This is a genomic window from Amycolatopsis sp. lyj-23 (genome assembly GCF_046549135.1).
GTDB lineage: Bacteria > Actinomycetota > Actinomycetes > Mycobacteriales > Pseudonocardiaceae > Amycolatopsis.
Map to the genome: position 1 here is coordinate 16,647 of NZ_JAJPWN010000011.1, position 15,424 is coordinate 32,070.

15 protein-coding genes are annotated in these 15,424 nt (G+C 71.2%); 9 read left to right on the forward strand and 6 right to left on the reverse strand.

Annotated elements, in window-relative coordinates:
• Nucleotides 1-89 precede the first annotated feature (89 nt).
• The 3 genes from ACLJPY_RS26840 to ACLJPY_RS26850 are packed head-to-tail and all read left to right on the forward strand — an operon-like array spanning nucleotide 90 to nucleotide 1,068.
• Nucleotides 90-503 (forward strand): phage holin family protein, encoded by a 414-nt coding sequence (locus ACLJPY_RS26840; protein WP_410592522.1) that lies wholly within the window; start codon nucleotides 90-92, stop codon nucleotides 501-503.
• Nucleotides 500-805 carry a DUF3618 domain-containing protein gene (locus ACLJPY_RS26845; protein WP_410592524.1) on the forward strand — a complete coding sequence of 102 codons (306 nt, stop codon included), beginning with the start codon at nucleotides 500-502 and terminating at the stop codon, nucleotides 803-805. Before ACLJPY_RS26840 ends, ACLJPY_RS26845 begins: the two co-directional genes overlap by 4 nt.
• Complete coding sequence (locus tag ACLJPY_RS26850) at nucleotides 802-1,068, forward strand: DUF4235 domain-containing protein (RefSeq protein ID WP_364247189.1); 267 nt, start codon at nucleotides 802-804, stop codon at nucleotides 1,066-1,068. The genes ACLJPY_RS26845 and ACLJPY_RS26850 overlap by 4 nt, the downstream gene beginning before the upstream one ends.
• Nucleotides 1,069-1,125: 57 nt before the next feature.
• On the opposite strand, the gene ACLJPY_RS26855 is transcribed toward ACLJPY_RS26850, so the two are convergent.
• Nucleotides 1,126-1,494: an STAS domain-containing protein gene (locus tag ACLJPY_RS26855; protein ID WP_410592526.1), complete on the reverse strand. Its 369-nt coding sequence runs from the start codon at nucleotides 1,492-1,494 to the stop codon at nucleotides 1,126-1,128.
• Nucleotides 1,495-1,663: 169 nt separating this feature from the next.
• Here ACLJPY_RS26855 and ACLJPY_RS26860 point away from each other — a divergent pair, with 169 nt between their 5' ends.
• Entirely contained in the window at nucleotides 1,664-2,953 is a 1,290-nt protein-coding gene (locus tag ACLJPY_RS26860) for an NAD(P)/FAD-dependent oxidoreductase (protein WP_410592527.1), read from the forward strand.
• Nucleotides 2,954-2,964: 11 nt separating this feature from the next.
• Entirely contained in the window at nucleotides 2,965-3,513 is a 549-nt protein-coding gene (locus tag ACLJPY_RS26865; protein ID WP_410592529.1) for a hypothetical protein, read from the forward strand.
• A 363-nt stretch (nucleotides 3,514-3,876) separates the two neighbouring features.
• Here the strand turns inward: ACLJPY_RS26865 and ACLJPY_RS26870 are convergent, their stop codons facing one another.
• Nucleotides 3,877-4,755 carry a LysR family transcriptional regulator gene (locus ACLJPY_RS26870; protein WP_410592531.1) on the reverse strand — a complete coding sequence of 293 codons (879 nt, stop codon included), beginning with the start codon at nucleotides 4,753-4,755 and terminating at the stop codon, nucleotides 3,877-3,879.
• 81 nt (nucleotides 4,756-4,836) lie between these two features.
• On the opposite strand from ACLJPY_RS26870, the gene ACLJPY_RS26875 reads away from it, so the two are divergent.
• Together ACLJPY_RS26875 and ACLJPY_RS26880 are read left to right on the forward strand one after the other, a co-directional pair.
• The gene (locus ACLJPY_RS26875; protein WP_410592533.1) at nucleotides 4,837-6,156 is read left to right on the forward strand and encodes a diaminopimelate decarboxylase; all 1,320 of its coding nucleotides are present in this window, start codon (nucleotides 4,837-4,839) and stop codon (nucleotides 6,154-6,156) included.
• A gap of 23 nt (nucleotides 6,157-6,179) precedes the next feature.
• Complete coding sequence (locus ACLJPY_RS26880; protein WP_410592535.1) at nucleotides 6,180-7,673, forward strand: ArnT family glycosyltransferase; 1,494 nt, start codon at nucleotides 6,180-6,182, stop codon at nucleotides 7,671-7,673.
• A gap of 110 nt (nucleotides 7,674-7,783) precedes the next feature.
• Here ACLJPY_RS26880 and ACLJPY_RS26885 read toward each other — a convergent pair whose 3' ends face one another.
• Together ACLJPY_RS26885 and ACLJPY_RS26890 are read right to left on the reverse strand one after the other, a co-directional pair.
• A complete protein-coding gene (locus ACLJPY_RS26885) occupies nucleotides 7,784-9,010 on the reverse strand; it encodes a hypothetical protein (protein WP_410592536.1) in 1,227 nt (408 codons plus the stop codon).
• A 107-nt stretch (nucleotides 9,011-9,117) separates the two neighbouring features.
• Nucleotides 9,118-11,469: an alpha-L-fucosidase gene (locus ACLJPY_RS26890; protein ID WP_410592538.1), complete on the reverse strand. Its 2,352-nt coding sequence runs from the start codon at nucleotides 11,467-11,469 to the stop codon at nucleotides 9,118-9,120.
• A gap of 235 nt (nucleotides 11,470-11,704) precedes the next feature.
• On the opposite strand from ACLJPY_RS26890, the gene ACLJPY_RS26895 reads away from it, so the two are divergent.
• Both ACLJPY_RS26895 and ACLJPY_RS26900 read left to right on the forward strand, forming a co-directional pair.
• A complete protein-coding gene (locus tag ACLJPY_RS26895; protein ID WP_410592540.1) occupies nucleotides 11,705-11,971 on the forward strand; it encodes a hypothetical protein in 267 nt (88 codons plus the stop codon).
• Nucleotides 11,972-12,320: 349 nt separating this feature from the next.
• Nucleotides 12,321-13,535: an SGNH/GDSL hydrolase family protein gene (locus ACLJPY_RS26900; protein WP_410592541.1), complete on the forward strand. Its 1,215-nt coding sequence runs from the start codon at nucleotides 12,321-12,323 to the stop codon at nucleotides 13,533-13,535.
• On the opposite strand, the gene ACLJPY_RS26905 is transcribed toward ACLJPY_RS26900, so the two are convergent.
• Entirely contained in the window at nucleotides 13,493-14,800 is a 1,308-nt protein-coding gene (locus ACLJPY_RS26905) for an MFS transporter (RefSeq protein ID WP_410592543.1), read from the reverse strand. The two genes, ACLJPY_RS26900 and ACLJPY_RS26905, sit on opposite strands and share 43 nt — an antisense overlap.
• Entirely contained in the window at nucleotides 14,797-15,384 is a 588-nt protein-coding gene (locus tag ACLJPY_RS26910) for a GNAT family N-acetyltransferase (protein ID WP_410592544.1), read from the reverse strand. The genes ACLJPY_RS26905 and ACLJPY_RS26910 overlap by 4 nt, the downstream gene beginning before the upstream one ends.
• Nucleotides 15,385-15,424 lie beyond the last annotated feature (40 nt).

The window sequence follows — 15,424 nt, forward strand, 5'->3', positions numbered from 1 at the left end:
TACGGCTACCCGGCGCAGTCGCGGTCAAACCCCGCGCGATTGACCCCCGGCGGGGCCGGGTACTCGCGGACCAGCAAAGGAGGTGTCCGGTGATCGAAGAGGCAAACAAGACGCCGGCGGCCGACCGCTCGGTCGGCGAGCTGGTGACGGACCTGACCGACGAGGTCAAGCGGCTCGTCCGGGACGAGATGCGGCTCGCGGTCTTCGAACTGCAGCGCAAGGGCAAGAAGATCGGCCTGGGCGCCGGGTTGTTCGGTGCGGCGGGCCTGTTCGCGTTCCTCGGGGCCGGCACGCTGGTCGCGGCCGCCGTGCTGGCGCTCGCGCTGGCCGTGCCGGGCTGGCTGGCGGCGGTGATCGTCGCGGTGGCGCTGTTCCTCGTCGCCGGGATCGCGGCGCTGGTCGGGAAGAAGGAAGTCACGCAGGGGGTGCCGCCGGTGCCCGAAGAAGCGATCAGCGGCGTCCGCGAAGACGTGGACACCGTGAAGCAGGGAGTGCGGGCATGAGCGGGGACTTCCCGAAGAACGCCGAAGAGGCGCGGCTCGACCGGGACACCACCCGCGAGGAGCTCACCGAGACGTTGACGGCGCTCGGCCAGAAGCTCGACGTGAAGGCCCGGGTCAAGGACAGCGTCGACGAGAAGCTCGACCAGGCGACCGCGAAGGTCGCCGACGTGACGAACGAGCCGACCGCGGCCAAGTTCCGCCAGGGCGCCGACACCGTCCGCGCCCACCCGCTGCCGGTCTTCGCCGGCGTGCTGGGCCTGCTCATCCTCATCCGCCTGATCCTGCGCCGGAGGGACTCGTGAACAAAGCACTGTACAAGCCGCTGAGCTGGGTGGTGGGCGCCTTGGGCGGCATCCTCGCCGGTCAGGTGTTCAAGCAGGTCTGGAGCCGCGTGGCGGGCGAAGAGGACGCCCCCGACGCCACGGACCGCGACTACACCTGGCGGCAGGTGGTCATCGCGGCGGCGGTGCAGGGGGCGATCTTCGGTGCGGTCAAGGCCGCCACCGAGCGGGCCGGTGCCGTCGGCTACCGCAAGGCGACCGGCGACTGGCCCGGCGACGACTGACCGGACACGGTACCGGACTGGCCACAGTGGACGGTGGGAGGTGTGTCCGCGACGCGGTCACGCCTCCCGGCCGGGCTGGGGGCCCAGGCCGGCGAGCGCGGCCCCGACGCGGGGGTGGACCTTCAGCACCAGGTCGGCGCCGGTGGCTTCGAGCGACCGGGTGACCGCGTGGCCGCCGAAGACGACGGCGAGTTCGGTGCGGGCGTTCGCCTCCAGCAGCGCTCGAACGCCGGCGCAGCTCAGGAAGGCGACGCGGGACAGGTCGACGACCAGCCGCCCGGCGGTGGCGAGGGCTTCGTCGAGCGTGCCGACCGTGGCGGCGTCGATGTCGCCGACCAGGGTCAGCACGGTGATGCCGCCCGGTCGTTCGGTCGTGGTGACGGTGAGGCCGGACGGTTCGTGGATCGTGCGGAAACAGTCGTACATGGCGCTCCCTATTCTCAGCAGTGCAGGGGCGCTGACCGGAGCACGTGTCTGAACAACAGCCAACCCCCCTGACCGTACGCCCCTGGGCTGGGAGGTCAACCCCGCGGGTTTCCCGGTACTGACCTCGGGTAATCCGTTCGAGACGGACATCCGGCCCGGAAGGAGACCCATGCGAGTCGTGATCGTCGGCGGCGGTTTCGCCGGCTACCACGCGGCGAAGAGCCTGCGGAAGAAAGCCGGCGCGGACGTCGAAGTCGTCGTGCTGAACCCGACGGATTACTTCCTCTACCTGCCGTTGCTGCCGGAAGTGGCGGCCGGGATCCTCGACCCGCGGCGGGTGACGGTTTCGATTCCCGAAACGCTGCGCGGGGTCCGCCTGGTGCTCGGCTCGGCGACCGCGGTCGATTTCGATTCGCGCCAGGTCACCTACACCGATCCCGAGGACAACGAACACCGGATCGGGTACGACCGGCTGGTGCTGGCCGCGGGCAGCGTCAACAAGCTGTTGCCGATCCCCGGCGTCGGAGAACACGCGCACGGGTTCCGCGGCGTGCCGGAGGCGCTGTACCTGCGCGACCACATCACGCGGCAGATCGAGCTGGCCGCGGCGGCCGAGGACCCGGCCGAGCGCGACGCCCGCTGCACGTTCGTGGTGGTCGGCGCCGGGTACACCGGCACCGAGGTCGCCGCGCAGGGTCCCGCGTTCACCGCGGCGCTCGCCGCGCGCCACCCCGAGCTGGCCGGGCAGCGGATCCGCTGGCTGCTGCTCGACCTCGCCGAGCGGGTGCTGCCCGAGCTCGACGAGCGGCTCGCCCGGACCGCGGGCGAGGTGCTGCGCTCGCGCGGGGTCGAAGTGCTCATGAAGACCTCCGTCGACCACGCGGACGCCAAGGGCGTCACCTTGACCACCGGGGACGCCGTGCCGGCCCGCACCCTCGTCTGGTGCGTGGGCGTGCGGCCGGACCCGCTGGTGGCCGAGCTCGGGCTCGAAACCGCCAAGGGCAGGCTCGTGGTCACCGAGCAGCTGAACGTGCCGGGCCGCGACGACGTGTTCGCCTGCGGCGACGCGGCCGCGGTGCCCGACCTGACCCGCCCCGGCCAGTACACCGCGATGACCGCGCAGCACGCCGAGCGCCAGGGCAGGCTCGCCGGGCGCAACGTGGCGGCGTCGCTCGGGTACGGCCGCCCCGGCACCTACCGCCACCACGACCTCGGTTTCGTCGTCGACCTCGGGGCCGGCGCCGCCGCGGCGAACCCCCTGCACATCCCGTTGTCCGGGCGGCCGGCGAAGGCGGTGACGCGCGGCTACCACCTGATGGCGATGCCGGGCAACCGCGTCCGCACGGCCGTCGACTGGCTGCTGGAGACCCTGACCGGCCGTCAGACCGTCCAATTGGGACTCGTCCGGTCCGGTGCCGTGCCGCTCGACACGGACGCCCCGGAACTCCCCCGTCGCTGAAAGGACTGCACATGCCCACCGAACCCGCCCGCTCCGAGGGCCCGTCCGTCGTGACCGCCGGCGACCTGTCGGGTCCCAAGGTGGTCGTCCTCGACCCGGCAGGCGCCGGCAAGCACGACGAACTGCCCGCGACCTGGCGGCCGCTGGCCGAGCAGCGGGCCGTGTTCTGGTGCCGGGTACCCGCCGGCGGCGCCCTGACCGAAGCCGACGACCTCCTCGGCGACGCCGGCCCCGGCGACCCCGAGATCGCCGTGGTGGCCAGCGGCCCCTTCGCGGCGGAGGCGCTGCAGCTGGTCGAGCGCCACCCGGGCGCGGCGACGCACCTGCTGCTGGTCGACCCGGCCTCGGACGCGTTCCTCGCCGCCGGCGACGCCGCCCAGGCCAACGAGGCGTGGCTGGCCGAACACGACGACGTCGTCGCCAAGCTGCGCGAGGCGGGCACGGAAGTGCGGATCGCGGCGTCGAGCAGCGACAGCCTGGACGACCGGGTGCCGCCGCCCCTGCCGCTCGGCCACCCGAGCGTGGTCACGGCGGTGCGCTCGGCTCTTGGGTTGGATTAGGTCCCGCCGGGGCGGGCGGAAAGTACGCACGATCGGAGAAGCCGGAGGTAGGTCCGCGCCGCCACAGCGTCCGGTACGCCCGGACGGCGGCGGCCCCCGCGATGACTGGTGTCGTGCGTCCCAGGTTCGCTGACGCTCCCCGACCCGGGCGTGGGTGCGGGTCCCGAGCGCCCCAATGTGGCCTTCGGTGCGTTGAATCAGCACTGCGGCACGAAGCGCCTCCGTTGAGGGTGGTGGCGGGGGCATGGATGGAGCACCCAAGGCGGCCTTCGGTGCGTCACACGCACCCAAGGCGGCCTTCGGTGCGTCTGACGCAACCAAGGCCGCCTTGGGGCGCTTGAGCCGGGCTGCCGTCGGCCGGGACTAGCTCCCGGACGCCAGCTCCACGAAAGCCCGCACCACCGGCGACACCGGCCCGGCCCGCCAGGCCAACCCCAAGTCGATCCGCGGGGTCGGGTCCGCCAGCCGGCGCAGCGCCACCCCGCGCCGCCGGAGGGCTCGCGCCCGGTGCTCCGGAACCGCGGCGACGCCCGCTCCCTCCGCCACCGCCCGCATCAGCTGCTCGTCCTCCGGTTCCTCGCGGACGATCGGCGGGAGGCCGGCCGGCCAGACCTGCGTGCTGATCGCGTCGTACTGGCCGGGGCCGTTCTCGCGGGGCCAGAACACCACCGGCTCGGTGGCGATCGCGGCGCGGCTCAGCCGGCCGCGGCGGCGGGCGAGGGCGTGGCCCGACGGCAGGGCCAGCAGGACCTCCTCCGACCCGACCACGGCGACCTCGACGCCCGGGGCGGTGACCGGCGGCCGCACGAAGCCGAGGTCGATCTCGCCCGCCGCCAGGCGGGCCAGGTTCAAGCTCGTCCAGCCCGTCTCCAGGGCCAGTTCGACAGCCGGGTGCCGCTCGCGGTACGCCGCGACCAGGTCGCCCGCCTGCGGGCCGGGCGCCGAACGCGTGTAGGCGATCCGCAGGCGGCCGGCGTCGCCCCGGCCGGCCGCGGTGATCGCGCCCCGGGCCCGGTCCAGCCGCTCGAGCAGGTCGCGGGCCTCGGTGGCGGCCACGCGCCCGGCCTCGGTCAGCGCGAACCGCGGCCCCGAGCGGTCGAGCAGCGCCACCCCCAGGTCCGCTTCGAAGGCGCGGATCTGCTGGCTGAGCGACGGCTGGGAGACGAACAGGCGAGCGGCCGCCTTCGTGAAGTGCATCTCTTCGGCGAGCACGGCGAAGTAGTGCCATCGGCGCAGGTCCACACAGCGATTATAGGACTCTCCTATAGCTTGATCGGGACGAAGTCTTGGACGGCCCGCCGCACCCGCTGCTGTCCTGGGTGGGTGACCACGACCAGCGCGCCTCCGACCCGCACCGACCGCAAGCAGCTCGCCCTCGCCGCCGCGGCGGACCGGGAGCTGATCTGCCCGATGGCCGGGTTCGTCGACCTCGCCGCCGTCCGCGAGGCCGTCGAAGACCTCACGGAGGCGTTCGCGCCGCTCGGGCGCGTGCAGCACACCGTCGCCGCGAAGGCGTGCGGCCTGGCGCCGCTCCTGCGGTTCCTGGGCGAGCTCGGGATCGACGCCGAGGTCGCGAGCCCGGGCGAGACGGCGGTCGCGGAAGCCGCCGGCCTGCGCGGCCCGCGGCTCGTGCTCGACTCCCCCGCCAAGACGACCGCCGAACTCGCGCATGCCCTCGCCGAGGGCACGGCGGTCAACGCCGACAACTTCCAGGAGCTCACCCGGCTCGACCGCCTGGTCGGCGCGGCACCGCCGCGGTCGGTGCTCGGCCTGCGGATCAACCCGCAGGTCGGGGCGGGCCGGATCGGCGACACGAGCACCGCCACCGCCGTCTCGAAGTTCGGCATTCCCTTGCGCGACAACGGAAACCGGGCGCTGCTGCGCGAGGCGTTCGCCCGGCGGCCGTGGCTGACGCGGCTGCACGTCCACGTCGGCTCGCAGGGCTGCCCGCCGGAGCTCATGGCCGAGGGCGTGGCCGCGGTGCACGAACTCGCCGAGGAGATCAACGCCGCGGCCGGGTACCGGCAGGTGACGAGCCTCGACATCGGCGGCGGCCTGCCGGTGGACTTCACCTCCGACGAGCCGGACCCCGCCTACGCGGACTACGTCGCAACCCTGCTGGCCCGGGTGCCGGCGCTGGCCGGCGGGCACTACTCGTTCGTCACCGAATTCGGCCGGTCCCTGCTGGCGAAGAGCGGTTTCCTGGTCAGCACGGTCGAGTACACGAAGGTCGCCGGTGGACGGCACATCGCCGTGACGCACGCGGGCGCCCAGGTCGCGGCGCGCACGGTGCTCCAGCCGGAGCTCTGGCCGCTGCGGATCGGCGCGTTCGACGCCGACGGCGTCCCGAAGAACGGGCCAGAGGTGCCACAGGACATCGCCGGTCCGCTGTGCTTCGCCGGCGACCTCCTCGCCCGGGAGCGGCCGCTGCCGCTGCTGGAGCCGGGTGACCTCGTCGTCGCCCACGACACGGGCGCGTACTACTTCGGGGCGCACTACGCGTACAACACGCTGCCGCGCCCGGCCGTGTACGGCTTCACCTCGTCGCCGGACGGTGACGTGGAGTTCACGCCGCTGCGCCGGGCGCAGACCCCGGCCGAGCTGGTCGCGGACGCCGGCGGGGAATTCCTCCCGGCGGGGTGATCCGCCGCGTACGATCCCCGGCCATGGGGGATGGTCGAGAGCTGCCGCGGTTCGCCGCGCTGCCGGTCGGGCTCGTCGTCGCCGTCCAGGCCGCCGTGCTGACGGCGTTGTCCGGACGCTACGGCTTCCACCGCGACGAGCTGTACTTCGTCGCCGCGGGCCGCCGTCCGGACTGGGGGTACGTCGACAACCCGCCGATCACGCCCTGGCTCGCGCGGGCGTCGACGGCGGTGTTCGGCGAGACGCCGTCGGGCCTGCGCGTGGTGGCGACCCTGCTGGGCATGGCGACCGTCGTGGTCGTCGCGCTGATCGCGCGCGAGTTCGGCGGCGGCCGCGGGGTCCAGCTGGGCACCGCGATCGCGACGGCGTTGTCGTCGTACGTGCTGGTCGTGTCCCACATGCTCGCGACCAACTCGGCGGACGTGCTGCTGTGGTCGGTGCTCACGCTGTTCGGCCTGCGGCTGCTGCGCACCGGCGACGGCCGGTGGTGGCTCGCGGTCGGGGCCGCCGCCGGGCTCGGCCTGGCGAACAAGTGGCTCGTGCTGCTCCTGCTGTCCGGGCTCGGCGTCGGCGTGGCCGTCGCCGGCCCGCGCGCGGTGCTGCGGACGTGGTGGCTCGCGGCCGGGGTCGTCATCGCCGCCGTCCTGGCCGCGCCGGTGGTGCTCTGGCAGGCGGCGCACGGCTGGCCGATGCTCACCGTGGCCGGCGGGATCAGCGAGGACGACGGGACGGCGAACCGGCTCCTGTTCGTGCCCATGCAGCTGGTCCTGCTCTCGCCGGTGCTGGTGCCGGTGTGGGTGGCCGGGCTCGCGCGGCCGTGGCGCGAACCCGGTCTGCGCTGGGCCAGGGCACTGGCCGTCGCCTACGCGGTCGTCTGCGTCGAGCTCCTGGCCGTGGGCGGGAAGCCGTACTACGCGGTGCCGTTGCTGCTGCCGCTGGTGGCGCTCGGCGCGGAACCGGCCGTGCGGTGGTTCGGCCGCGGCGGCACGACGCGGCGGGCCCTCACGGGCGTGGCCGTCGCGGTGGGCGCGGTGGTGTCCGTCCTCATCGGACTCCCGGTGGTGCCCGCCTCGGCGCTGAACGGGCCGTTGCTGGCGATGAACAAGGAACCGGGCGAGCAGGTCGGCTGGCCGGACTTCGCCGGCACGGTGGCGGGCGCGTGGGCACGCATCCCGGCCACCGAGCGCGACACGGCGGTCATCCTCACCGGCAACTACGGCGAGGCCGGGGCGCTGGAGCGCTACGGCCCCGAGCGCGGGCTGCCGCAGGCGTACTCGCCGCACATGTCGTACGCGGACTGGGGCCCGCCGCCGGACCGGCTGGTCGGCCCGGTCCTGCTGGTCGGCCGGATCCGGCCGGGCACGCCCGCGGCCCGCCTGATCACCGGCTGCCGGGCGGTCGCCAAGCACCACAGCACCGACGGCGTGCACAACGACGAGGACGGTGTCGTGCTGTCGCTGTGCACGCTGACGCGGCCCTGGTCCCAGGCGTGGCCCCAGCTGCGGCGGTACTACTGAAGCGAGCCGACGGCGACCACACTGTCGGGACACGGCGAAGAGCGCAGCAGCAGCCGCGATGTAGCAATTCTGGTCGGAATCACGGCATACTTCCAGATATCCGACAAAAATCATCGAAGCGGAAGGTCGAATTCTAGCTGCCGTCCCGAGTCCGGGGGCATTCGCAGCACACCGTCCACAGCTTCTGATGGCGCAACAAGAAGCTTAGGCTCAGTCCCGTACCCAGATTTTAAATGCAATCCCGCCATATCAACACGACCGGCAATCATTCTTACCGAATCGAATTCGATTTCGATCGCACCAATTGCGCGAAAACCTCTAAACTCCAGCTCGGAACCACCAAACTCCGCCCCATTGAACCAGACGTGACCAAGGCTGCGACTGCCTGCTTTCTCGCTGCATTCAAACTTGCCGCCCCCAAAATATATTCTTCCGCCCAGGAAACTTGAATCACGGAAAAACAGGTTGAAATCAGTAAATTCAGCTCCCCCGAAGAACACTTCACCCGCCTCAAACTTTGAACCATCAAAAGAGACGACACATTGGTCGAACCTCGCCTGAAAGAAAGATATTCCAGTCTTGAACACACAATTTCTCAGTCGAAACCAACCGAAGTTCTTGCCATCCTCTCTCCGTTGAAAACCCGTGAACCGCGAATCTTGAAATGTGACAATTCCATAAAATTTGCCGCCACTCAGATCCAAGCCGTCGAATGTTCCACCCGAAAAGTCAAAGTCATATCGCGACCAACTTGTTTCGGCATCGGGATCCTGAACATGCTGCCGGATAACCTCGAACAGCGATGCCCGTACTACATATTCATCGTCGTTGTCGACCATCGACACGTATGGCATTCGCAAATAAGCGCATAGCAAATCGATGCACATCTGTCGATTGTCCGGCCAATCGTCCGCCAGGCGGCTAATCGAATAGACACCTGCAAGCCGCACCGCCGCGCGCTCGTGACCCAACTGGACCGCGCCGTCTTGATACCTCTTGCTCAAATGCTCACCGTCTGCACGGAAACTCGCCGCTTCATCGATTCGCTGCTTCCGATAGGCATAAACGAGTGCGAACGTACCCGCTATCAAAGTTCCTGCCGACACGGTACTACGCACGAGATCAGGCAGAGCAGATCCCGACAACGAACCCGCCGACAACGGAGGTAACTTCACCCCCATAAGCCAAGCAAAAAGAATCATAAGAGCCACGGAAGCAACCAGCAATATCAACACGGCAACCAGCGTTATTGCCAGCAATCCGCGCAGCCGTGGTGTATATCGCCCACCTTTTGCCGAAGTGCGCCTGCTGCTCTCTTTTCCACTTCTCCACAACACCGGTATACTGTACTATATAGCAGCCAGAAAAGGCTCTAACTCGGACGTGCAGCAACCAGCTGGACACCGGGATTGCTCAACCTCTTCCGCGAAGCCCGCGCTGGCGATCAGCTCCAGGCGATCTTGAACACCCAGGTGTAGCGGCCGGCCTGGCGGGCGGCGGCCGGGACGTCGATCACGAGCGAGCCGTTCTCCACCGTCCAGTGCAGGGCGCCGCGGTAGCCGAGCAGCGTCACGCGGTCGCCGCCGCGGATCGGAACCGGGGCGTCCACCACCAGGCGGCTGCCCGGTGCCGTCAGCGAATGCACGTAGAACGCTTCGTTCTGCTTCACCGTGAAGCGAAGGTCGCCGAGCTGTGCCATCCGCGACCAGTACGTGGTGTCGTAGACGGCTTCGCCGTTGACCTTCAGCCACGCGCCCGCGTCACGCAGGTGCTGCTGCATGACGGCCGGGATCGTGCCGTCGAAGTCCGGGCCGATGTCGAGCAGGAAATTGCCGTTCTTGGAGACGATGTCGACGAGCGTCCGGACGACCTCCGCCGCCGTCATGTACTTGTCGTCGGGGGTCGCGCGGTTGTAGCCGTAGGAGAACGGGTCGAGACCGCGGCTCGCCTCCCACTTCGCCACCACCGTGTTCGGGTAGGTCGTGTACTCCGGCGTCGTGAAGTCGTGGTCCGGGATGCCGCCGCGGTCGTTGTAGGTGACGTCCTTGGGGCGCTTGCGGTTCTTCGCGCGGTTGAGGTACTCGCTGAGCACGGCCCGGCTGTCGTTGACCCCGCCGATGTCGAACCACAGCACGTCCGGGTCGAACTCCGAGACCAGCTCGAGCACCTGCGGCGCCTGGTAGTCGCGGACGAAGTCCTTCCCCGCCGTGTAGCCGGTGTAGGGCACCGGTGCGCCGGTGTAGGGGTTGCGCGGGGCGTGGCCCATCCACGGGTTGTCCGGGTTGAACCATTCGGGCAGCGAGAAGTACAGGCCGTTGCGCAGCTGCGGCGTGTACTTCCGCGAGGCCGCGAAGAGCTCCGCGACGATGTTCCGCTTCGGGCCGAGCTTCACCGAGTTGCGGTCGCTGACTTTCGTGTCCCACAACGCGAAACCGTCGTGGTGCTTGGACGTCAGCACGTAGTACTCCGCGCCGGCGTCCGCGATCAGGTTCAACCAGGCACGCGGGTCGAACTTCGCCGCGGTGAACATCGGGATGAAGTCGTCGTAGGTGAAGTCCTCGCCGTACTTCTGCTTGTGGTAGGCGTAGGTCGCGCCGCCGGGGTCCTGCTGGTTCTGCCAGTACCACTCCGCGTACTGCTGCCCCACCGGCGCCCACGCGGGCACGGCGTACACGCCCCAGTGGATGAAGATGCCGAACTTGGCGTCGTCGAACCAGTAGGGCGCGCGGTGCGCCGACAGCGACGCGTCGGTGGGCCGGAAGTCCGGGACGCCGAGGGTGATCGGCACCTGCTGCGTGGCCAGGGTGCCGCGCCCGGCGGTGACGCGGATCTGGCCGTTCGTGGTGGTGCCGGGCGGCACGGACGCGGTGGGCGCCAGCCCGAGCCGGACCGTGGCCTGCTCCCCCGGCGCCAGTGCGCGGATCGCCGCGGGCACGGTCGTCCGGCCGCCCGGGACGTCGACGGTCACGCTCACCCGGTCGCCCGCGCCCAGCCACACGGTGCCGGCGTTGACGATGGTCGCCTCGGCGGCCTGCGGGCCGCCGTCGGTCAGCAGGTTGGCCGTCGAGCGGCCGTCCAGGACCAGCGCCGAGCGGCCCACGGCGACCGGCTGCAGGGTGAGCGCGAAGACGTGCAGGCTGGCGACGTTCGGGGCCGGGTCCGCCGTCGTGGGCAGGGTCAGTGCGACGGCCTCGCGGGCCGGGTCGATCCAGACCTGGCCGGTGGCCAGGGAAACCGGGTTGGCGTCCACCACGCCGCCGGGTGCGTAGCGGAACGGCGAGACGAGCGCGCCGCTGCCGGTGTACCAGTCGGGCCCGGACAGCGAGCCGGTGCTCGTGCTGCCGTCGGCGTAGTGCACGGTGGCCGGGCCGCCGGTGGCGCCGTAGCTGGCGGCGAGGAGGAAGTACGCGACGAAGTAGCGGCCCTTCGGCAGGTCGACCGTCTGGCCGGTGGCGGCGATGTTGTTCTTCGCGCCGGCGGCGGCGGACCCGAGTTGGAACGGGACACCGCCCGCGGTGACGGTCTGCCCGGCCGGCACGTGCTCGGCCGGGAACGTGTACCCGGAGCCGTCGAAGTCGCCCCCGGTGGCCGACGCGCTGTCGATGCCGTCGTTGGTGAACCAGGCCTCCAGCGCGACCGGGACCGGTGGCGGCGGCGGGACGATCGGGGTGCCCGGGCTGTCGGGAGCGGCATCGGCGGGAACGGCGGCGCCGGCGGGCGTGCGGCCGGCCGCGCTGAGCGCGACCGCGCCACCCAGCGCGATGCCGAGGGCTTGACGGCGGGGGAAGGTCGGCACGGAACCTCCAGGGATCGGATGACTACGGCGGATTGACGGCAGCAGTCCGCCGTAGGAGGCAAACCTGTCGCCATTGGTGGTGATTCATCCGATGAATGACCCTGCTTGGTCACCTTCGCGCTGTCAAGACCCCAACCGGAGCGATCGCGGTGAACCACGCTCGTGTTCGCCGCGTATCCCTAGGTGACGAGCTGCAGCACTCGCACCCGACCAGCCGCACCGAAAGGCCAGACCGATGTCCACCCACCCGAACGCGCTGAGCCGCCGCGCGATCGCCATGCTCAAGGCGATCGCCGAAGGCCGTGCCGAGCTCCGCTGCAGCTGCGAACCCGACCTCCGCGTCGACGGCTTGTCGTGCTGCGACCAGAACACCGCCCACGACCTTGCCCACGCCGGCCTGGTCCGCGCCGCCGTCGTGACCGCGCCCGGCCGGTGGGCGCCCGCCGAACTGACCGAGGCGGGCCACCGCGCGCTGGCCGGGTTTCCCGCCGCCGCAGCCTGAGCCGCCCGCCCGGGAAGAAACTCCGGAACTGCGCTGAACCACCGCGGCCCGGCGGCCGTGCTCTGGGTGAGGGCGTCTCGCACACGCCCTCCGGGGTCGCCACGACGCAACGATCCGGGCCAGCCTCCGCCCGATCGGGACCGGGTACCCCGGCGAGCGGCCGTCGCGGCAACGGCCACCTCGCGCGGGCCCGTCCGGCATCCCCAGAATCCCGGACGGGCCCGCCCCTTTCCCGCCGAGCGCACTTCCCGGCCGGGGCGCTATTCCGAGACACTGTCCCGGATCCTGTCCGGTGCCCTCACCTGATCAGCGGTCACCGGCTCCGCGGCCGACGCGCGACGGTGGGCGGATGCGACGTTTCGTGGCCGTGAGCGCGGCTGTCCTGGCGGGTCTCGGCCTCCTCACGACGGCCGGCAGCGCGAAGCCGGAAAGCGCTGTCCCGGCGCAGCACGCGGTGGGTGGCTGGGCCGGCACGTGGGCCGCGGCGCCCGCGGCCGCCGTGCCGAACACCCCGGACGGCTACCCGGGCTACTCGATCCGCAACGTCGTGCACACCAGCGCCGGCGGCGGCCGTGCCCGCGTCCACCTGTCGAACGCCTTCGGTGCCACTCCCCTGACCTTCGGGCACGTCACGGTCGCGGTCCAGGCGACCGGGCCGGACGCCGTGCCGGGGACCCTGCGGTCGCTGACCTTCGGCGGCGCCGGGGACGTCGTCGTGCCCGCCGGGGCCGAGACGCTGAGCGACCCGGTGGACCTGCGGGTCCCCGCCGACGCGAACCTGCTCGTGACGACGTACGTGCCGGCGAAGTCCGGGCCGGTGACCTACCACCCGGCCGCGACGCAGACGTCGTACTTCACCCGCACCGGCGACTTCACCGCCAGCGAGTCCGGCACGCCGTACACCGAGCAGACGTCCGTGTGGCACTACGTCTCCGGCGTCGACGTCCAAGGCGGCGCGGAAGCTTCGATCGTGGCCCTCGGCGATTCGATCACCGACGGCGTCGGCTCGGCCACCGGGGCCGACCACCGCTGGCCGGACTACCTCGCCGACCGGCTGCACGGCCGGTTCGGCGTGCTCAACGCGGGCATCAGCGCCAACCGGCTGCTGCTCGACGTCCCCGGCTCCGGCGCCGGCCAGAACGCGCTCGCCCGCTTCGACCGCGACGTGCTGAGCGTCGGCGGCGTGCGGACGCTGATCGTGCTGGAGGGCATCAACGACATCCAGCAGGACCCGCACCAGACCGACCCGAACGCGATCACTTCGGCGTACCGACAGCTGGTCGCGCGGGCGCACGCGCGCGGCATCCGGGTCCTCGGCGGCACGCTGACCCCGTTCAAGGGCTGGCGCGTCTACGACGACACCCTCGAAGCGACGCGCACGGCGGTGAACGCGTTCATCCGCACCGGCGGGGTCTTCGACGGCGTCGTCGACTTCGACGCCGCCGTCCGCGATCCGGCCGACCCGCTCCGGATGCTCCCGGCCTACGACTCCGGCGACCACCTGCACCCCGGCGACGCGGGCTACGAGCGGATGGCCGCCGCCGTCCGGCTCGACCGGCTCTGATCCCGCGGGATGAACAGCACCGCGACCAGGCTCAGCACCGCCACCGCGACCAGGTAGAGCGACACCGAAAGCGAAGTGCCCGTGGACGTCTGCAGCGCCGTCGCGATCAACGGCGCGAAACCCCCGCCGAGCACCGCTCCCACGGCGTAGGAGAAGGAAGCCCCGCTGTAGCGGTAGCGCGGCTCGAACAGCTCCGCGAACAACGCCGACTGCGGCCCGTAGGTGGCGCCGAGGCCGATGTTGAGCACGACCACCGCCACGATCAGCCACGCCGTCGCCTTCGTGTCGACGAGCAGGAAGAACGGGATCGGCCAGAGCACCAGGAGCACCGATCCGGCCAGGTACACCGGTTTGCGGCCCACCCGGTCCGACCACGCCGCCGTGACGAGGATGCTCACCAGCCACGTCACGCTGCCGACGATCACCACGACCAGCAGCGTGGTCCGGTCGATCTTCAGCACCGAAGTGCCGTAGGACAGCAGGTACGCCAGGAAGATGTAGCCGACGGCGGTGTTGGCGACGAAGCTGCCGGACGCGACCAGCAGCGCCCGCGGCCGCTCGCGCAGCACGTCGACCATCGGGCGGCTGCTGCGTTCCTCCGCCTGCCGCAGCCGCGAGAACACCGGGCTTTCCTCGATCCGCAGCCGGATCACCAGCCCGACGCCGACGAGCACGATGCTCGCCAGGAACGGCACGCGCCAGCCCCACGCCGCGAACTGCGCGTCGGTCAGCGCGCGGCCGAGGACGAAGAACATCAGCTGCGCCAGGATGAGCCCGGCCGGCACGCCGATCTGCGAGAACGCGCCGTAGCGGCCGCGGCGTCCCTCGGGGGCGTGCTCGACGGCCATCAGCGCGGCTCCGCCCCACTCGCCGCCGGCGCTCAGCCCCTGCAGCAGCCGCAGCACCAGCAGCAGGATCGGGGCCCAGACACCGATCGCGGAGTACGTCGGCAGCAGCCCGACGCCGACGGTGGCCACCCCCATCAGCAGCAGGGACAGCACCAGCATCGCCTTGCGGCCGACGCGGTCGCCGAAGTGGCCCCAAAGGATGCCGCCGACCGGGCGGGCCAGGAACCCGACCCCGAGCGTCGCGAAGGCGGCGAGGGTGCCGGAAGCGGGCGACAGCGTCGTGAAGAACAGCTTGCCGAACACCAGCGCCGTCGCCGTGCTGTAGATGAAGTAGTCGTACCACTCGATGGTGGTCCCCACCGCGCTCGCCACGGCGACCCGCCGCAAGGGCCGGGCCGCGACCGCGGGGCCGCTCACGAGCCGGCTAGTGCGGGGTCGGAGGCCGGAACCAGGTCGTCCACGAGCAGGTCCATCAGCAGCCCGTCGTGCCAGCTGCCGTCGGGACCGCGTTCGTAGGACCGCATCGTGCCCACCGGCCGGAAGCCGAGCGCGGAGTAGAGCCGGATCGCCGTCTCGTTGCCGGCCGCGGGGTCGATCACCAGCCGGTGGTGCCCCCGCACCGTGAACAGGTACTCGGCCAGCGTCCGGATGGCGTCCGAACCGAGGCCGCGGCCCTGGAAGTCCGGGTGCACCGCGATGTCGATCCCGGCGTGGCGGTACTGCGGATCGGCTTCCTCGAAGGCGAGTTCGATGCCGACGACGGTGCCGGTCAGGTCATCGCCGGTCAGGTCATCGCCGGTCACGTCGTCGAGTTCGATGGCGTAGGTCGTGGTGCCTTCGTCGGGGTCCAGCAGGTAGGACACCTGGGCGGCCACCGGTTCCTCGGCGTCGGCCCACCAGCGGGCGACTTCGGGGTGCGACAGGATCTCCTCGAACCGGGCGGCGTCCGGGGCGGCGGCTGGCCGCAGCCGGACACGGCTTCCGGTGATCAGGCCGGTCATCGGCCCAGTGTCGCCCGCACGGGCGTCCGCTGTCGAGACC

Coding starts and splice junctions, on each gene's coding strand:
- ACLJPY_RS26845 (WP_410592524.1), top strand. CDS start 500: ATGAGCGGGGACTTCCCGAAGAACGCCGAAGAGGCGCGGCTCGACCGG.
- ACLJPY_RS26855 (WP_410592526.1), bottom strand. CDS start 1,494: ATGTACGACTGTTTCCGCACGATCCACGAACCGTCCGGCCTCACCGTC.
- ACLJPY_RS26860 (WP_410592527.1), top strand. CDS start 1,664: ATGCGAGTCGTGATCGTCGGCGGCGGTTTCGCCGGCTACCACGCGGCG.
- ACLJPY_RS26865 (WP_410592529.1), top strand. CDS start 2,965: ATGCCCACCGAACCCGCCCGCTCCGAGGGCCCGTCCGTCGTGACCGCC.
- ACLJPY_RS26880 (WP_410592535.1), top strand. CDS start 6,180: ATGGGGGATGGTCGAGAGCTGCCGCGGTTCGCCGCGCTGCCGGTCGGG.
- ACLJPY_RS26895 (WP_410592540.1), top strand. CDS start 11,705: ATGTCCACCCACCCGAACGCGCTGAGCCGCCGCGCGATCGCCATGCTC.
- ACLJPY_RS26900 (WP_410592541.1), top strand. CDS start 12,321: ATGCGACGTTTCGTGGCCGTGAGCGCGGCTGTCCTGGCGGGTCTCGGC.
- ACLJPY_RS26910 (WP_410592544.1), bottom strand. CDS start 15,384: ATGACCGGCCTGATCACCGGAAGCCGTGTCCGGCTGCGGCCAGCCGCC.